Genomic DNA, 13,521 nt, shown 5'->3' on the forward strand with positions numbered 1-13,521 from the left:
CTCGGAGCGCCCCGACTCCGTGAGCTCCCGCTCAGCGGCCCGGAGCCGACTGCGTCGCGTCCAGGGCGCGCAGCACGTCCGCGATCAGGTCCTCGGGGTCCTCCGCCCCGACGGAGAAGCGGATGAATCCCTCCGGCACGGCGTCACCGCCCCACCTGCCGCGCCGCTCGGCCGTCGAGCGGACCCCGCCGAAGCTGGTCGCTTCCTCGACGAGCCGCAGCCCATCGAGGAAGCGCTCGGCACGGTCACGGTCGGGGAGCACGAAGGAGACCACGGAGCCGAAGCGGCGCATCTGCCCCGCCGCCACCGCGTGCGAGGGATCGCCCGGCAGCCCGGGGTACCGCAGCCCGGACACCTCCTCCCGCTTGGACAGCGCTTCGGCGAGCGCCAGCGCGGAGGAGCACTGGCGCTCGATGCGGAGCTGGAGCGTGGCGAGGGAGCGGTGGGCGAGCCAGGCCTCCATGGGGCCGGGGATCGCACCGACGACCTTGCGCCAGCGCCGTACCTCCGCCGCGCGCCGCGGATCGCGGCAGCTGACATGGCCGAGAAGGATGTCGCCGTGCCCGGTCATGCCCTTGGTGTCGCTCGCGACGGAGAAGTCCGCGCCGAGCTCGAGCGGCCGCTGGCCGAGCGGGGTGGCCAGCGTGTTGTCGACGGCGACCAGCGTCCCGCCCTCGTGCGCCGCGCGCACGAGGCGGCGGATGTCGCAGACGTCGAGTCCGGGGTTGGAGGGTGTCTCGATCCACAGCAGCCGCGCGCCGTCCAGTACGGACAGCTGGGCGTCGCCTCCCGTCGGAGCGGTGCGGACCTCGATCCCGTACGCCCTGAGCTGCTCGTGCAGCAGCGGAAGCGCCTGGTAGCCGTCATCCGGCAGGACGACCGCGTCCCCGCTCCTCAACTGGGAGAAGAGGACGGCGGAGATCGCGGCCATGCCGGACGCGAAGACGAGCGTCTCGACCCCCGGCTCCCCCGGCGCTTCCAGCTCACCGATGGCACGTTCCAGATGGGTCCAGGTCGGGTTCTCGTCCCGCCCGTACGTGTAGGGGCCGGTGGGGTCGCCCGGCAGATGGAAGTGGGCGGCGAAGACCGGCCCCGGCAGGGTCGGCTCGTACTTCACCGGCTCGGGGAGCCCCGCCCGTACCACCCGTGTCCCGTCGCCGACGGCGCCGAGGCCCTCGGCGCCGTCGATCGCGTCCGTGCTCATACCGCCCGCTCCTCCGCACTCTCACGTACGGCGGCGAGCAGTCCTTCGCTCGCCGCCTCCACCATGTCCAGGCATTCCTCGAAGCCCTCGGCCCCGCCGTAGTACGGGTCCGGCACGTCGAGGCCGTCGGCCGCCGGGTCGTACGAACGCAGCAGCCGGACCTTCGCCGCGTCCTCGGGCGTCGGGGCGAGCCGCCGCAGCTCCCGCACATGCCCCTCGTCGAGGGCGATGACCAGGTCGAGTACGGGGAACCAGGAAGCGCGGAACTGCCGGGCCGTGTGCTCCGAGGCGTAGCCGTGGTCCTCCAGAACGGCGACAGTACGCGGGTCGGCGGCGTGGCCCTCGTGCCAGCCCCCGGTGCCCGCGCTGTCCACCTCGACGGTGTCCGCCAGGCCGGCCTCTTCCACGCGGGCGCGGAAGACGGACTCGGCCATCGGCGAGCGGCAGATGTTGCCCGTGCAGACGAAACAGACGCGGTACGTCATCGGGCGCACTCAGTCCCCGTCGGGGAGCACGACATTGAGCGCCCAGGAGACGACGGAGATGATCAGGCCGCCGAGGAGCGCGGTCCAGAAGCCGTCGACATAGAAGTCCAGGCCGATCGTGTCGGCCAGCCAGGACGTGAGCAGCAGCATCAACGCGTTGATGACCAGCGTGATCAGGCCGAGGGTGAGGACGAACAGCGGAAGCGAGATCAGCTTGACGATCGGCTTCACCAAGAAGTTCACCAGCCCGAAAACCAGGGCGACGAGGATCAGCGTCAGGGCCTTGTCACCGGTGCTGTCACCGGTGAGGTCGATGTCCGGGACGAGCCAGACGGCGACTCCGAGGGCGCCCGCGTTCGCGAGCGTCTTGACTACAAAATTCTTCATGTGTCTGATCGTGGCAGACACGATCGGGCCAACGGCAGGGGCGAACGCACCATGAAAGCATTCCGACTGGACGAGCTGGAGGCGGAGCGCGCCGCCAACGACGGTGCGTATCTCCAGTTTCTGCGCGAGCGGAACATGTCCGTCGGTCTGTACGCGCTCGACGCAGGCTCGCTCGACCCGCAACAGCCGCACAGCCAGGACGAGGTGTACTTCGTCGTCAGCGGGCGGGCCGCGATCACGGTGGGCATGGAGACGACGCAGGTGGCGCGGGGCAGTGTGGTCTACGTGCCGGCCGGGGTGGCCCACAAGTTCCACCACATCACCGAGGACCTGCGGGTCATGGTGGTCTTCTCGCCGCCGGAGGGCTGAATTCCCCTAGGGGGTCGATCAGGGGAGAGCAAGGGCTCCGGGGCCTCCGTGGCGCAGGCGGCGCACCTAGCATCGAAGGTGTCCGGCGCAGAGCGCGCGGGACGGATTCTTCGGGAGATGAGGTAAGCGCGATGGCGGTACGAGAGATTCTCGCGGGGATGCCCTGGTGGGTGAAGTGGGTCGCCATACCCGTCATCGCCCTGTTCGTCTTCGGTGGCCTGATCATGAGTGTCGCGACGTTCGTGATCGGTCTGCTTTTCAAGGTGTTGATCTTCGTCGCTCTGGTCGGTGGACTGATCTACGTCGTACGGAAGTTCATGTCCTCCTCGACCTCACGCGAGGACTGGTAGCACGATCTACCCGCCGGTACAGGGGCGTCGGGCGGGCGTTAGCCCGCCCGAGGGACGCGGTCCTGGAAACCAGGGGCAGGCTTAGGAGCTGCCATTAGAGTGGAAAATCTCTGCCGCACCGGGGAAATCCGGCCACGCCTTCCGCGCTGATATTCGCGGATGTCCACCGTCCCGGGCGGGTCCGCCACCGGACCCCACCGGTTCCCGGGCCGCGGCGGGCGCGCGGGGGCGGCCCCCGCGGGCGGGTGCACGGCACCCGTCGTGACGCCTGGGGGTGACCTTTGGCCACGGCTACGCAGTCCGCTGCTCCTACGTTGATCGGCTCGGTGCAGCGGGCACTGAGACTCTTGGAGGCCGTGGGTTCCCACGAGGACGGGGCCCCTGCCAAACAGCTGGCGCGCGAGGCCGGCCTCCCGCTGCCCACCGCGTACCACCTGCTCCGCACCCTGACCCACGAGGGCTATCTACGCCGGGAGAAGGGTGTGTTCGTCTTCGGCGACGCGGCAGGTCGTCTCGCCGGTGGCGGAGTTCTGCAGAATCGTCGCACCAAGATCGAAGACTCTCTCGCGCACTGGCGCGACGAGATCGGGGTCCCCGTCTACTTCGCGATCTACCGCGAGGGCGAGATCGAGCTCGTCGCCGTCGCCGACACCCCCGCCGCACCCGCCGTGGACGAGTGGGCCGACTTCCGCGAGACGGGACACGCGCACGCGATCGGGCAGTGTCTGCTCAGCCAACTGGATTTGAAGAGTCGTCAAGACCACCTCGACCGCCATCCCGTGGAAGCCATCACTCCGTACACGGTGCGTAACCGGAGTGCCCTTTTGGATCGTTTGGGCGGAATGGGGCGAATGGAACCCCTGGTAGAGCGTCAGGAATATGCGCTCGGCACGGTCTGTGCCGCGATCCCCATCACTGCGGGGTCCACGGCGGCCGCCATGGCGATTTCCCTCCCCCTTCACCAGGCAGAACGGTTGCTGCCCGCAGTCGACCGGCTACGGAACGAGATCGGAATGCTCCTCAGTTCCTTCGCGTTCTCTATCAGTATCTGAAAAATCACTCCTTGTGATCTGCTAGCCGTTCCAGCACGATTGCGTCAAGAGGGCCATGGGGGATCATTCCTGGCCGTTTTGATCACGCTTTCAGCAGCCGTGTTTACACAACTGCTCCATCTACTGCGGGGTACATGATGCGAGAGTCGGTTCAGGCCGAGGTCCTGATGAGCTTCCTCGTCTCCGAGGAGCTCTCCTTCAGGATCCCGGTGGAGCTGCGTTACGAGACCCGGGATCCCTACGCGGTGCGAATGACGTTCCACCTTCCCGGAGACGCCCCTGTGACCTGGGCATTCGGCCGCGAGCTGCTGCTCGACGGGATCAACAGGCCGAGCGGCGACGGCGATGTGCACATCGCGCCGACCGACCCCGAGGGCCTTTCGGACGTCGCCATCCGGCTCCAGGTCGGCGGCGACCGCGCCCTGTTCCGGGCCAGCGCGCCGCCGCTCGTCGCCTTCCTCGACCGGACGGACAAGCTGGTGCCGCTCGGTCAGGAACGGACACTGGGCGACTTCGAGGACAACCTCGAGGCAGCGCTCGGTCGGATTCTCGCGGAGGAGAACGCCGGCTGACCGGTCGGCGCGCTCCGGCGCGCTGCGGGGCCGGCGGTCCCGGACGGATCCGGACGGACCCGGTCACCGGACGGCGGCCGGCAGCCGACCCCGGCTACTTCGCCCGGCGCCGGCGCCCGCCCCTGGATGAACGCTTCTCCAGCCCGCCGGCTCGGCCTCGGCCCAGCCCACCCGGTCCGCCCGGTGCGCCAGGTCCGCCCGGCCGGTCCGCCGAGACGACGAGCGCGGCGAGAGCGGTCGTGACCGGCACGGAGGCGACCAGGCCGATCGATCCCACCAGCGTGCGGACGATCTCCTCCGCGACCAGCTCGCTGTTGGCGACGGTCCCCACGCTGCTCTGCGCGATGGAGAAGAGCAGCAGCAGCGGCAGGGCCGCGCCGGCGTACGCGAGGACCAGCGTGTTCACCACGGACGCGATGTGGTCACGGCCGATCCTGATGCCCGCCCGGTACAGCCCACGCGGGCCCAGACGGGGATCGGCCTGGTGCAGCTCCCACACCGCCGAGGTCTGGGTCACCGTCACATCGTCGAGGACACCCAGCGAACCGATGATGATGCCCGCGAGCAGCAGACCGGACATGTCGATGTCCGGGTAGAGGCCGTGGATCAGGCCGGTGTTGTCGTCCGTGTTGCCGCTCAGCGAGGCCCAGCTGATGAAGAACGAGCCGAGCAGACCGATCAACAGCAGCGAGATCAGCGTCCCGAGCACCGCGACGGAGGTCCGGGCGGACAGGCCGTGGCACATGTAGAGCGCGATCAGCATGATCGCGCTCGACCCGACCACCGCCACCACCAGCGGATTCGACCCCTGAAGGATCGCCGGGAGGATGAAGAAGGTCAGCAGCAGGAAACTCACGGCGAGCGAGATCAAGGCCATCACCCCGCGCATCCGGCCGACCAGCACGACCGCCACGGCGAAGATCAGGGCGAGCACCGCCAACGGCACCTTGCGGTTCACGTCCGTCACCGAGTACTGCAGATCACGCGGAGCGTCCGGCGCGTACGCCACCACCACGCCCTGGCCCTCGTCCAGTTGGCGCGGCGCGTCCGGCTGCACGATCTCGGTGAACGTACGGCCCTTGTCCGGACCGCTCGTGACCTCGATCGTCGCCTTCTCGCACTCTCCCTGCTGGGCGTTGACCGCCTCGCGCCCCTGGGGGGTCGAGGTGTCGCCGGTCGGCGGGACCTGGGCGGCGTTCACATCCTGGCAGTCGACCTTCTCCACCGAGACGACCTTGCCCTGGTACGTCTGCCGGTCGAAGCCGACGCCGGTGCGCTCGTGCTCCGGAGCGCCGCCCGGCCACAGCACCACGAGCCCGACCACCACCGCCGTGGCGAACGGGATCAGGACAGCCGCGATGACCCTGCGCAGATGCCGGGAGACGGGCGCGGCCGGCCCATGACTGTGCGTATGGCCGTGCCCGTGACCCGCGTCGCCATGGGTGGCAGGGCCGTCATGACGGTCGGGTTCGGGGGTCTGCTGCTCGGAAGTCACCGACCGATCATCGCAAGAACGGTGGGGGCCCACTGTTCAGCACGGCCGGATTGACGCTAGCGTGGTGACACCTTTGCACACGCGGGAGCTCGGAGCACCGGGCTGAGAGGGCGCTGATCACCGTACACGCGTACTGGACGTACGTACGGGAAGAGGCTGCGCCGACCGCCGAACCTGTTACCGGGTAATGCCGGCGTAGGGAGATCGGTCTCATGACCATTCAGGATGCACGCACGCCTGCCACCAGCGAGAACGACGGCCAGGACGAGCGCAAGCCGGGCTGGCACAAGGGATACGTCGAGGGCTCGCGCCCCGACATCCGCGTGCCTGTCCGGCAGGTGCACCTCACCAACGGCAAGGACGTGACGCTGTACGACACGTCCGGTCCGTACACCGACCCCACCATCGACACCGACGTACGGCGGGGCCTGCCGCCGCTGCGCGAGAACTGGATCATCTCTCGGGGCGACACCGAGGAGTACGCGGGCCGCCCGGTCCGTCCCGAGGACGACGGCATCAAGCACACCTCGCCGCGGGGCGGCGGGCTGAAGAACCTCGACGCCGTCTTCCCGGGGCGGCCGCGGCTGCCGCGCCGGGGCCGCGGCGGCGAGGCCGTGACCCAGCTCGCGTACGCCCGCCGGGGCGAGATCACCCCTGAGATGGAGTACGTCGCGATCCGCGAGAACGTCTCCCCCGAGGTCGTACGGGAGGAGATCGCGGCGGGGCGGGCCGTGCTTCCGGCCAACGTCAACCACCCGGAGATCGAGCCGATGATCATCGGCAAGCGGTTCCTGGTGAAGGTCAACGCCAACATCGGCAACTCCGCCGTCACCTCCTCGATCGAGGAGGAGGTGGAGAAGATGACCTGGGCGACCAGGTGGGGCGCCGACACGGTCATGGACCTCTCCACCGGCCGCAACATCCACACCACGCGCGAGTGGGTGCTGCGCAACTCTCCCGTGCCGATCGGCACCGTGCCGCTCTACCAGGCCCTGGAGAAGGTCGACGGGAAGGCCGAGGAGCTGACCTGGGAGATCTACAAGGACACCGTCATCGAGCAGGCCGAGCAGGGCGTCGACTACATGACGGTCCACGCCGGCGTGCTGCTGCCGTACGTCCCGCTGACCGCCCGTCGCAAGACCGGCATCGTCTCGCGCGGCGGCTCGATCATGGCCGCCTGGTGCCTCGCGCACCACAAGGAGAACTTCCTCTACACGAACTTCGAGGAGCTCTGCGAGATCCTCGCGACGTACGACGTCACGTACTCGCTGGGCGACGGCCTGCGCCCCGGCTCGATCGCGGACGCCAACGACGACGCGCAGTTCGCGGAGCTGCGCACGCTGGGTGAGCTGAACACGATCGCCAAGCGGCACAACGTGCAGACGATGATCGAGGGCCCGGGGCACGTCCCGATGCACAAGATCAAGGAGAACATCGACCTTCAGCAGGAGATCTGCGAGGAGGCGCCGTTCTACACGCTCGGCCCGCTGACCACGGATGTCGCGCCCGCGTACGACCACATCACCTCGGGCATCGGCGCCGCGATGATCGCCTGGTGGGGTACGGCGATGCTCTGCTACGTCACGCCCAAGGAGCACCTGGGGCTGCCCAACCGCGACGACGTGAAGACGGGCGTCATCACGTACAAGATCGCGGCGCACGCCGCCGACCTGGCCAAGGGGCACCCGGGGGCGCAGGAGTGGGACGACGCGCTGTCGGACGCGCGGTTCGAGTTCCGCTGGGAGGACCAGTTCAACCTGGCGCTCGACCCGGACACGGCCCGTGAGTTCCACGACGAGACGCTGCCGGCCGAGCCCGCGAAGACCGCGCACTTCTGCTCGATGTGCGGTCCGAAGTTCTGCTCGATGAAGATCAGCCGCAGCATCACGGAGCAGTTCGGCGGCGACGCGGACGCCACCCCGGCGGAGATCGAGGCCGGGATGCTGGAGAAGTCCAAGGAGTTCGCGGCCTCCGGCAACCGCGTCTACCTTCCGCTGGCTGACTGAGTCCGCGCGAACGAGGCTGACCGACGGCATTCCGGGGGGAGTCGTCGGTCAGCCTTCGCCATGCCGCGGCGCTCCGCGCCGTCCCCTCACGCCGGGCCGGTGTAGTCCGGGCCGGTGGCGTCGGGACTGGTGAAGTCCGGGCTCGTGAAGTCGGGGCCCGTGTAGTCGGGGCTCGTGAAGGTCGGACGGGTCGTGGACGAGCCTTCGTTCGGGCTGGAGAAGTCCGGTCCGCTGTAGCCGATCTTCGGTATGCGGTCGGTGCGGGGCGCGGGCACGGGCGGCGGGGCCGACGGTCCGGGCGCGGCCAGGGCCTCGCGCAGGAACGGCAGGATGCCCCGTTCCAGCAGGGCGCGACGCCATGCCTCCCGGGCGCGGGACAGTTCGTCGTCCTCTTCCCGGTGGTGTGGATCGCTCGCGGCCACCTCCGTGGAGCGGTTGCGCAGTGCCGTGACCAGCAGCCCGACGGCGGCGCAGAACAGTCCGGCGGCGGCGACGGCCCCGAAGAACCAGCCGGCCGTCAGCAGGGTGTCGGCGACCGCGAGCGAGGGCGCGATGAGCTTGAGCACGGCCCCGACCAGCAGGAATATCAGCGCGGCGGGCCCGGCGAGGACCGGCGCGAGGACGGTGACGATCGCGACGATGCCCGCTCCCGGGCCGCCGCTCGCCCCGTCGCCGTCCGCCGTCAGGACGGCGCCCATCACGCTTGTACCGCTCGGTGACCGGGCCTCTTCGCGGACCTTCACGAAGTGGTCGTACTCGACCGCCGCCGCGGCGGTGATCAGGGCCGTCGCGTTCAGCGCCATCGTGCGCAGTTGGCCGGCCGTGAGCCGTTTCCCGATCTCGGCGAGATCCGGATGGTCGTACGCGTTGCGCAGTGCGTCGTCGAGGATGCGCTCGTACTCGGCACGATCCTCGGTCAGCAGGTGCGGAGCCACGTTCATGTGCATCCCCCGATGCTCCGTAGGGCCCGCGTCGACCGTGGAATTTACGGCCGGTCGGGCGGAAACGGAGGAGAGCCTGCTACGGATGGTCCGATCGTATTGCGGTTATGGCACAGGGTGACAGGGGGTTTCCCGAATTCGACTTCCCCGGATGCGGAGCGTTATGCGTCAGCCCTGCAGGGGGAGTTGGACGACCAGCAGCTTTCCGGCCATGGTCACACCGCCGTCCATGGCGATGGCCAGTCCCTCCGCGTACACGTGCGGACCGTCGACGCCCGGGCCGGAGCCGCCCTCGCCGTCCTCGGTGCCGACCTGGCCCAGGAGGTACGGAATGGGGCTGTGGCCGTGCACGACGCGGCTGCCGCCGTAGGTGGCGAGCAGCTCCTGGACCGCCTGGGGGCCGCCGTCGTCCCGGAAGGCGAAGCGCTTGGTGAACTTACGGAACAGGTCCCAGACCTCGTCCGCGTCGTTCCGGTTGAGGATCTCGTGGACGGTCTCGTTGACGTCCTCGATGGTGCTGCCGTAGTCCAGGTAGGCGGTGGTGTCGGAGTGCATCAGCAGGTGCCCGTCCTCCTCCACCACGGCGTCGAGCCGGGACATCCACTGCAGGTGGACGTCCTGGAGCCGGTCCATGTCGTGCTTCTGGCCGCCGTTGAGCAGCCAGGCGGCCTGGAAGGTGGCGGTGCCGGCGCCGGAGTTGACGGGGGTGTCCCCGAAGCGCTTGGCGCCGATCAGGAGCAGTTCGTGGTTGCCCATCAGGGCCTTGCAGTAGCCGCCCGACGCGGCGGCCTCCGCGGAGAGGCGCATGACCAGGTCGATGACGCCGATGCCGTCGGGACCGCGGTCCGTGAAGTCGCCGAGGAACCAGAGCCGGGCGTTACCCGCCGACCAGGCGCCGTTGTCGTCGATGAGCCCCTGCTCGCGCAGGGCGACGACGAGCTCGTCGAAGTAGCCGTGGACGTCGCCGACCACGTACAGCGGGCCGGGGCCCTCGCCGGCGGCCGGGGGGGGCGCGGGGGACGGGACCGGGTCCACGCGGACCTGGACGGTGTCCCCGCGGTTGATCACCGGGAGGTCGCGCTCGGTGGGGGTGTAGCCCTCGGGGAACTCGTCGTCCGGGAAGGCGTTCCCGGGGTGGCCGGGGACGGCCGCGGAGAGCGAGACCGGGGGCGTGAGCGGGACCGGGGAGGAGGCGCCGAGGCCGAGATTGAGCGTCGGGTCGGCGACGGGCCGCGCGATCTCGTCGAGGGCGCCGGGGTGCCCGGCCGGGGGCTCCTCGGGTCGGCCCTGCACGGGCACGCGGGCGTACGGCGGTACGCGGAAGTCACGCAATGTCGCCGTGCGCACCACGGGTTCCTGCCCGGCCCCCTGAGTCATCGACCCCTCCACCACCGTCGCGATGCCCTGCACATCGCGGACCGGCCTGGTCGGGGTGGTCCGCGGTGTCGTGCGCCCATCATAGGAATGAGGGTCCGCCTGTGTGACGCACCAGGGGTGGTGAATCCGGGTCCACTCCGGGTTCACCGGTTGTTTCGCCCGAATTGAGAAGGTCCGGACCAGGGTCGGAGCAGGGCCGGGCCGGAGTTTGTGCCCGGCACGGCCCCGGAGCCGACCCTCAGCCCTTCGCGGGAGACCGGGGCGGGCTGACCGTCGTACGCGGCGAACGCCTCTGGGAGGACGTCCGGACGATGAGTTCGGTCGGTATCACCTGCTCGACCGGTCCGTCGGTGTCGATCCCCTCGATGGCGTCGATGAGGAGCTGGACGACGGCCGTGCCGATGCGGCGCGGTTTGAGCGAGAGGGTCGTGATCGGCGGTTCGGTGTTGGCGTAGACGGTCGACTCGCTGCAGCAGACCAGCAGCAGGTCGTCCGGTACGCGCAGTCCGTAGCGGCGGGCGGCCGCCAGCAGATCGGTTCCGTTGGGGTCGAAGAGTCCGTAGACGGCGTCGGGACGGTCGGGGCGGGCGAGCAGCCGGTCGGCCGCGACGGCGCCCGCGCACGGATCGTGCGCCGGATAGGCCTCGTAGACGGGGTCCTGGCCGACCCGCTCGCACCAGTTGAGGTACGCGGTGGTGGACAGGCGGGTGTACGTGTCGGTGGTCGTACCGGTGAGGAGGCCGATCCGGCGGGCGCCGGCGGCGGCGAGGTGGTCGAGGAGGTCGAGGACGGCGGCTTCGTGGTCGTTGTCGACCCAGGCGGTCACCGGGAGGGTGCCGGCGGGGCGCCCGTCGGAGACGACGGGCAGGCCCTGGCGGACCAGCTCGGTGACGACCGGATCGTGGTCGGAGGGGTCGATGACGACGGTGCCGTCGAGGGCGACGTTCGACCAGACGTCATGGCGGGAGGTCGCGGGCAGGATGACCAGGGCGTAGCCCCGGGCGAGCGCGGCCGATGTGGCGGCTCTGGCCATCTCCGCGAAGTACGCGAATTCGGTGAAGGTGAAAGGTTCATCCCCGTAGGTGGTCACGGTCAGGCCGATGAGGCCCGACTTGCCGGTGCGGAGCGTGCGGGCCGCCGCGGATGGGCGGTAGCCCAGCCGGTCTGCGACCTCGCGGACGTGGCGGCGGGTGGCGTCCGGGAGCCGGCCCTTGCCGTTGAGCGCGTCGGAGACAGTCGTGATGGAGACTCCGGCGGCGGCGGCCACATCCCGGATGCCCGCTCGCCCCTGCCGGCTTCCCCGGGTCTGTGCCCGGCTCACCTGGTGCTTCCCTGCTGCTGTCATGGCGAGCCGATAGTAGGGCGAGGGCGGGTGGTTGGGACGCCCGCATATTCACTCGTTGACAGGCACGTTTCTGCATGGTCGAGAACCCTTAAAAACCTTTGAAGGCAAAGGAGTTAAGGGGTCTAGCAAGCGATCTATGGTTGTCGACCCGTATGGGCCTGCCCAGGAGTCCATGTCTCGAAGAGGTCTCAACTCACCTCTACGGGCGATGCGCGCCACGGCGCCCGCCACCAGCGCGCGCCACCCGGTCGCGCGCTCCCCCGGTTGTCCACAGCGTCCGCCATCCGTTGTCCACAGCCCATTCGCAGCGGAGGCGAATCCTCATAAGGTGAGGAGTATTGGTGGTACGGACGGTCGAGGAGGACCACAGTGAGCGCAGTGAACGACGCCGCAGGAGTGGGCGGAGCCGGCGGTACGGACGGGGCGGGCGGCCCGAAGCTGCGTTCCGTGCTTGACGGCATCCCCACCTACAAGCCGGGCAAGCCGGCCGCCGCCGGCGGTCCGGTCGCCTTCAAGCTGTCCTCCAACGAGAACCCGTACCCGCCGCTGCCGGGTGTCATGGACAGCGCGCTGGCCGCGGCCGGCGCCTTCAACCGGTACCCGGACATGGCCTGCACCGGCCTGATGAACGAGCTGGCCGACCGTTTCGGGGTGCCGCTCGCGCACCTGGCCACCGGCACGGGTTCGGTGGGGGTGGCACAGTCGCTGATCCAGGCCACCTCGGGCCCGGGCGACGAGGTCATGTACGCCTGGCGGTCCTTCGAGGCGTACCCGATCATCACGCAGATCAGCGGGGCGACCTCGGTGCAGGTGCCGCTGACCGACGGCGAGGTGCACGACCTCGACGCGATGGCCGAGGCGATCACCGACCGCACCCGGCTGATCTTCGTGTGCAACCCGAACAACCCCACGGGCACCGCGGTCCGCAGGGCCGAGCTGGAGCGGTTCCTGGACCGGGTGCCCTCCGACGTCCTGGTGGTCATCGACGAGGCGTACCGCGAGTTCGTCCGCGACCAGGACATCCCGGACGGCATCGAGCTGTACCGCGACCGTCCGAATGTCGCGGTGCTGCGCACCTTCTCCAAGGCGTACGGCCTGGCGGGGCTGCGGGTCGGCTTCGCGATCGCCCATGAGCCGGTGGCTGCGGCGCTGCGCAAGACGGCTGTGCCGTTCGGTGTGAGTCAGCTGGCGCAGGACGCGGCGGTGGCCTCGCTGCGCGCCGAGGACGAACTGCTCGGACGGGTCGGCTCGTTGGTGGCCGAGCGCGAGCGCGTCCACGCGGGGCTCGTGGCCCAGGGCTGGACCGTGCCGGACACCCAGGCGAACTTCGTCTGGCTGCGGCTCGGTGAGCGGACGCTCGACTTCGCGGCGGAGTGCGAGCGGCACGGCGTGGTGGTGCGGCCGTTCGCGGGTGAGGGCGTGCGCGTCACGATCGGTGAGAGCGAGGCGAACGACCTGTTCCTGAAGACGGCGGAGGGCTTCCGCCGGGAGGGCTGACGGGTCGGGCGTGAGCGTGCCGGGCGGCGGCTGTCAGCCCTCGGCGCGCTCGACGCGGATCGGGTCGCCGTCCCTGACGGTGGCCAGGACGCGGGGATCGCCGTCGAGCGAGCCCAGCAGGTTGCACGGGCTCGCGAGCCGACACTCGTCGCCCCGGGAGATCGGGGTGGGGCCGTAGGGGAGCGCGAGGGCGTCGCCCTCGGTCCAGAACGCGACCGTGCCCGGCTCCACCACCTGCCGTGCGTCGGCCTCGACGGCGGTGGAGACCGGAGTGTCGAAGTAGACCTCCTCGCCCCATGTACGGGCGGTGGAGATGATCGGGAGAGCCCCCGCGAGCGCCTTGCTCGTGGGGGTTTCGTCGAGGGTCGCCGTGGTGTGTCCGGCGGGCCAGGAGATGCGGATCCGAAGGGTCATGCCCCGGATTCAACAATATGTTGAAGG

General features: G+C 69.8%; 14 protein-coding genes and 1 riboswitch. Of the genes, 6 read left to right on the forward strand and 8 right to left on the reverse strand.

Translation table 11 applies throughout. The features are described 5' to 3' along the window. Positions 1-31: 31 nt before the first annotated feature. From AB0E14_RS10440 to AB0E14_RS10450, 3 genes are read right to left on the reverse strand one after another with little or no spacing between them, the layout of a single operon-like run. Positions 32-1,204, reverse strand: a complete 1,173-nt coding sequence (locus AB0E14_RS10440) for a cystathionine gamma-lyase (protein WP_362414641.1) — start codon at positions 1,202-1,204, stop codon at positions 32-34. Continuing rightward, complete coding sequence (locus AB0E14_RS10445) at positions 1,201-1,689, reverse strand: low molecular weight protein-tyrosine-phosphatase (RefSeq protein ID WP_362414643.1); 489 nt, start codon at positions 1,687-1,689, stop codon at positions 1,201-1,203. The genes AB0E14_RS10440 and AB0E14_RS10445 overlap by 4 nt, the downstream gene beginning before the upstream one ends. 9 nt (positions 1,690-1,698) lie before the next feature. Further along, a complete protein-coding gene (locus AB0E14_RS10450; RefSeq protein WP_362414645.1) occupies positions 1,699-2,076 on the reverse strand; it encodes a phage holin family protein in 378 nt (125 codons plus the stop codon). A 51-nt stretch (positions 2,077-2,127) separates the two neighbouring features. Between AB0E14_RS10450 and AB0E14_RS10455 the strand changes: the two genes are divergently transcribed. From AB0E14_RS10455 to AB0E14_RS10470, 4 genes are all read left to right on the forward strand, one after another. Continuing rightward, positions 2,128-2,445, forward strand: a complete 318-nt coding sequence (locus AB0E14_RS10455) for a cupin domain-containing protein (RefSeq protein ID WP_362414647.1) — start codon at positions 2,128-2,130, stop codon at positions 2,443-2,445. 131 nt (positions 2,446-2,576) lie between these two features. Continuing rightward, complete coding sequence (locus AB0E14_RS10460; protein ID WP_362414649.1) at positions 2,577-2,795, forward strand: DUF5326 family protein; 219 nt, start codon at positions 2,577-2,579, stop codon at positions 2,793-2,795. A 281-nt stretch (positions 2,796-3,076) separates the two neighbouring features. Continuing rightward, a complete protein-coding gene (locus AB0E14_RS10465; RefSeq protein ID WP_362414651.1) occupies positions 3,077-3,847 on the forward strand; it encodes a helix-turn-helix domain-containing protein in 771 nt (256 codons plus the stop codon). 137 nt (positions 3,848-3,984) lie between these two features. Next, entirely contained in the window at positions 3,985-4,419 is a 435-nt protein-coding gene (locus AB0E14_RS10470; RefSeq protein WP_362414838.1) for an SsgA family sporulation/cell division regulator, read from the forward strand. Between the two features lie 94 nt (positions 4,420-4,513). Here AB0E14_RS10470 and AB0E14_RS10475 read toward each other — a convergent pair whose 3' ends face one another. Continuing rightward, positions 4,514-5,947: a YibE/F family protein gene (locus AB0E14_RS10475; protein WP_362414653.1), complete on the reverse strand. Its 1,434-nt coding sequence runs from the start codon at positions 5,945-5,947 to the stop codon at positions 4,514-4,516. 38 nt (positions 5,948-5,985) lie between these two features. Beyond that, positions 5,986-6,133, forward strand: a riboswitch (TPP riboswitch). Here AB0E14_RS10475 and thiC point away from each other — a divergent pair. Continuing rightward, a complete protein-coding gene (gene thiC / locus AB0E14_RS10480) occupies positions 6,127-7,920 on the forward strand; it encodes a phosphomethylpyrimidine synthase ThiC (RefSeq protein WP_362414655.1) in 1,794 nt (597 codons plus the stop codon). (Overlaps the previous riboswitch by 7 nt.) A gap of 86 nt (positions 7,921-8,006) precedes the next feature. Here the strand turns inward: thiC and AB0E14_RS10485 are convergent, their stop codons facing one another. The 3 genes from AB0E14_RS10485 to AB0E14_RS10495 all read right to left on the reverse strand — a co-directional run bounded on the left by AB0E14_RS10485 (position 8,007) and on the right by AB0E14_RS10495 (position 11,583). After that, positions 8,007-8,867 carry a hypothetical protein gene (locus AB0E14_RS10485; protein WP_362414657.1) on the reverse strand — a complete coding sequence of 287 codons (861 nt, stop codon included), beginning with the start codon at positions 8,865-8,867 and terminating at the stop codon, positions 8,007-8,009. Positions 8,868-9,029: 162 nt separating this feature from the next. Further along, a complete protein-coding gene (locus tag AB0E14_RS10490; protein WP_362414840.1) occupies positions 9,030-10,253 on the reverse strand; it encodes a metallophosphoesterase in 1,224 nt (407 codons plus the stop codon). A 223-nt stretch (positions 10,254-10,476) separates the two neighbouring features. Further along, positions 10,477-11,583, reverse strand: coding sequence for a LacI family DNA-binding transcriptional regulator (locus AB0E14_RS10495; RefSeq protein ID WP_362414659.1), 1,107 nt, complete (start codon positions 11,581-11,583; stop codon positions 10,477-10,479). A gap of 396 nt (positions 11,584-11,979) precedes the next feature. On the opposite strand from AB0E14_RS10495, the gene hisC reads away from it, so the two are divergent. Next, the gene (gene hisC / locus AB0E14_RS10500) at positions 11,980-13,080 is read left to right on the forward strand and encodes a histidinol-phosphate transaminase (RefSeq protein WP_362414842.1); all 1,101 of its coding nucleotides are present in this window, start codon (positions 11,980-11,982) and stop codon (positions 13,078-13,080) included. 33 nt (positions 13,081-13,113) lie between these two features. Here hisC and AB0E14_RS10505 read toward each other — a convergent pair whose 3' ends face one another. Further along, positions 13,114-13,494, reverse strand: a complete 381-nt coding sequence (locus AB0E14_RS10505) for a cyclophilin-like fold protein (RefSeq protein WP_362414661.1) — start codon at positions 13,492-13,494, stop codon at positions 13,114-13,116. Positions 13,495-13,521 lie beyond the last annotated feature (27 nt).

Origin of the sequence: Streptomyces sp. NPDC047981, from assembly GCF_040653315.1 — a bacterium.
Lineage (GTDB): Bacteria > Actinomycetota > Actinomycetes > Streptomycetales > Streptomycetaceae > Streptomyces.

What these genes read in the sequence shown, in the direction of transcription:
- AB0E14_RS10470 (WP_362414838.1), top strand. Translation starts at nt 3,985, where the DNA reads ATGCGAGAGTCGGTTCAGGCCGAGGTCCTGATGAGCTTCCTCGTCTCC.
- AB0E14_RS10440 (WP_362414641.1), bottom strand. Translation starts at nt 1,204, where the DNA reads ATGAGCACGGACGCGATCGACGGCGCCGAGGGCCTCGGCGCCGTCGGC.
- thiC (WP_362414655.1), top strand. Translation starts at nt 6,127, where the DNA reads ATGACCATTCAGGATGCACGCACGCCTGCCACCAGCGAGAACGACGGC.
- AB0E14_RS10505 (WP_362414661.1), bottom strand. Translation starts at nt 13,494, where the DNA reads ATGACCCTTCGGATCCGCATCTCCTGGCCCGCCGGACACACCACGGCG.
- AB0E14_RS10495 (WP_362414659.1), bottom strand. Translation starts at nt 11,583, where the DNA reads ATGACAGCAGCAGGGAAGCACCAGGTGAGCCGGGCACAGACCCGGGGA.
- AB0E14_RS10485 (WP_362414657.1), bottom strand. Translation starts at nt 8,867, where the DNA reads ATGCACATGAACGTGGCTCCGCACCTGCTGACCGAGGATCGTGCCGAG.
- AB0E14_RS10445 (WP_362414643.1), bottom strand. Translation starts at nt 1,689, where the DNA reads ATGACGTACCGCGTCTGTTTCGTCTGCACGGGCAACATCTGCCGCTCG.
- AB0E14_RS10450 (WP_362414645.1), bottom strand. Translation starts at nt 2,076, where the DNA reads ATGAAGAATTTTGTAGTCAAGACGCTCGCGAACGCGGGCGCCCTCGGA.
- AB0E14_RS10460 (WP_362414649.1), top strand. Translation starts at nt 2,577, where the DNA reads ATGGCGGTACGAGAGATTCTCGCGGGGATGCCCTGGTGGGTGAAGTGG.
- AB0E14_RS10455 (WP_362414647.1), top strand. Translation starts at nt 2,128, where the DNA reads ATGAAAGCATTCCGACTGGACGAGCTGGAGGCGGAGCGCGCCGCCAAC.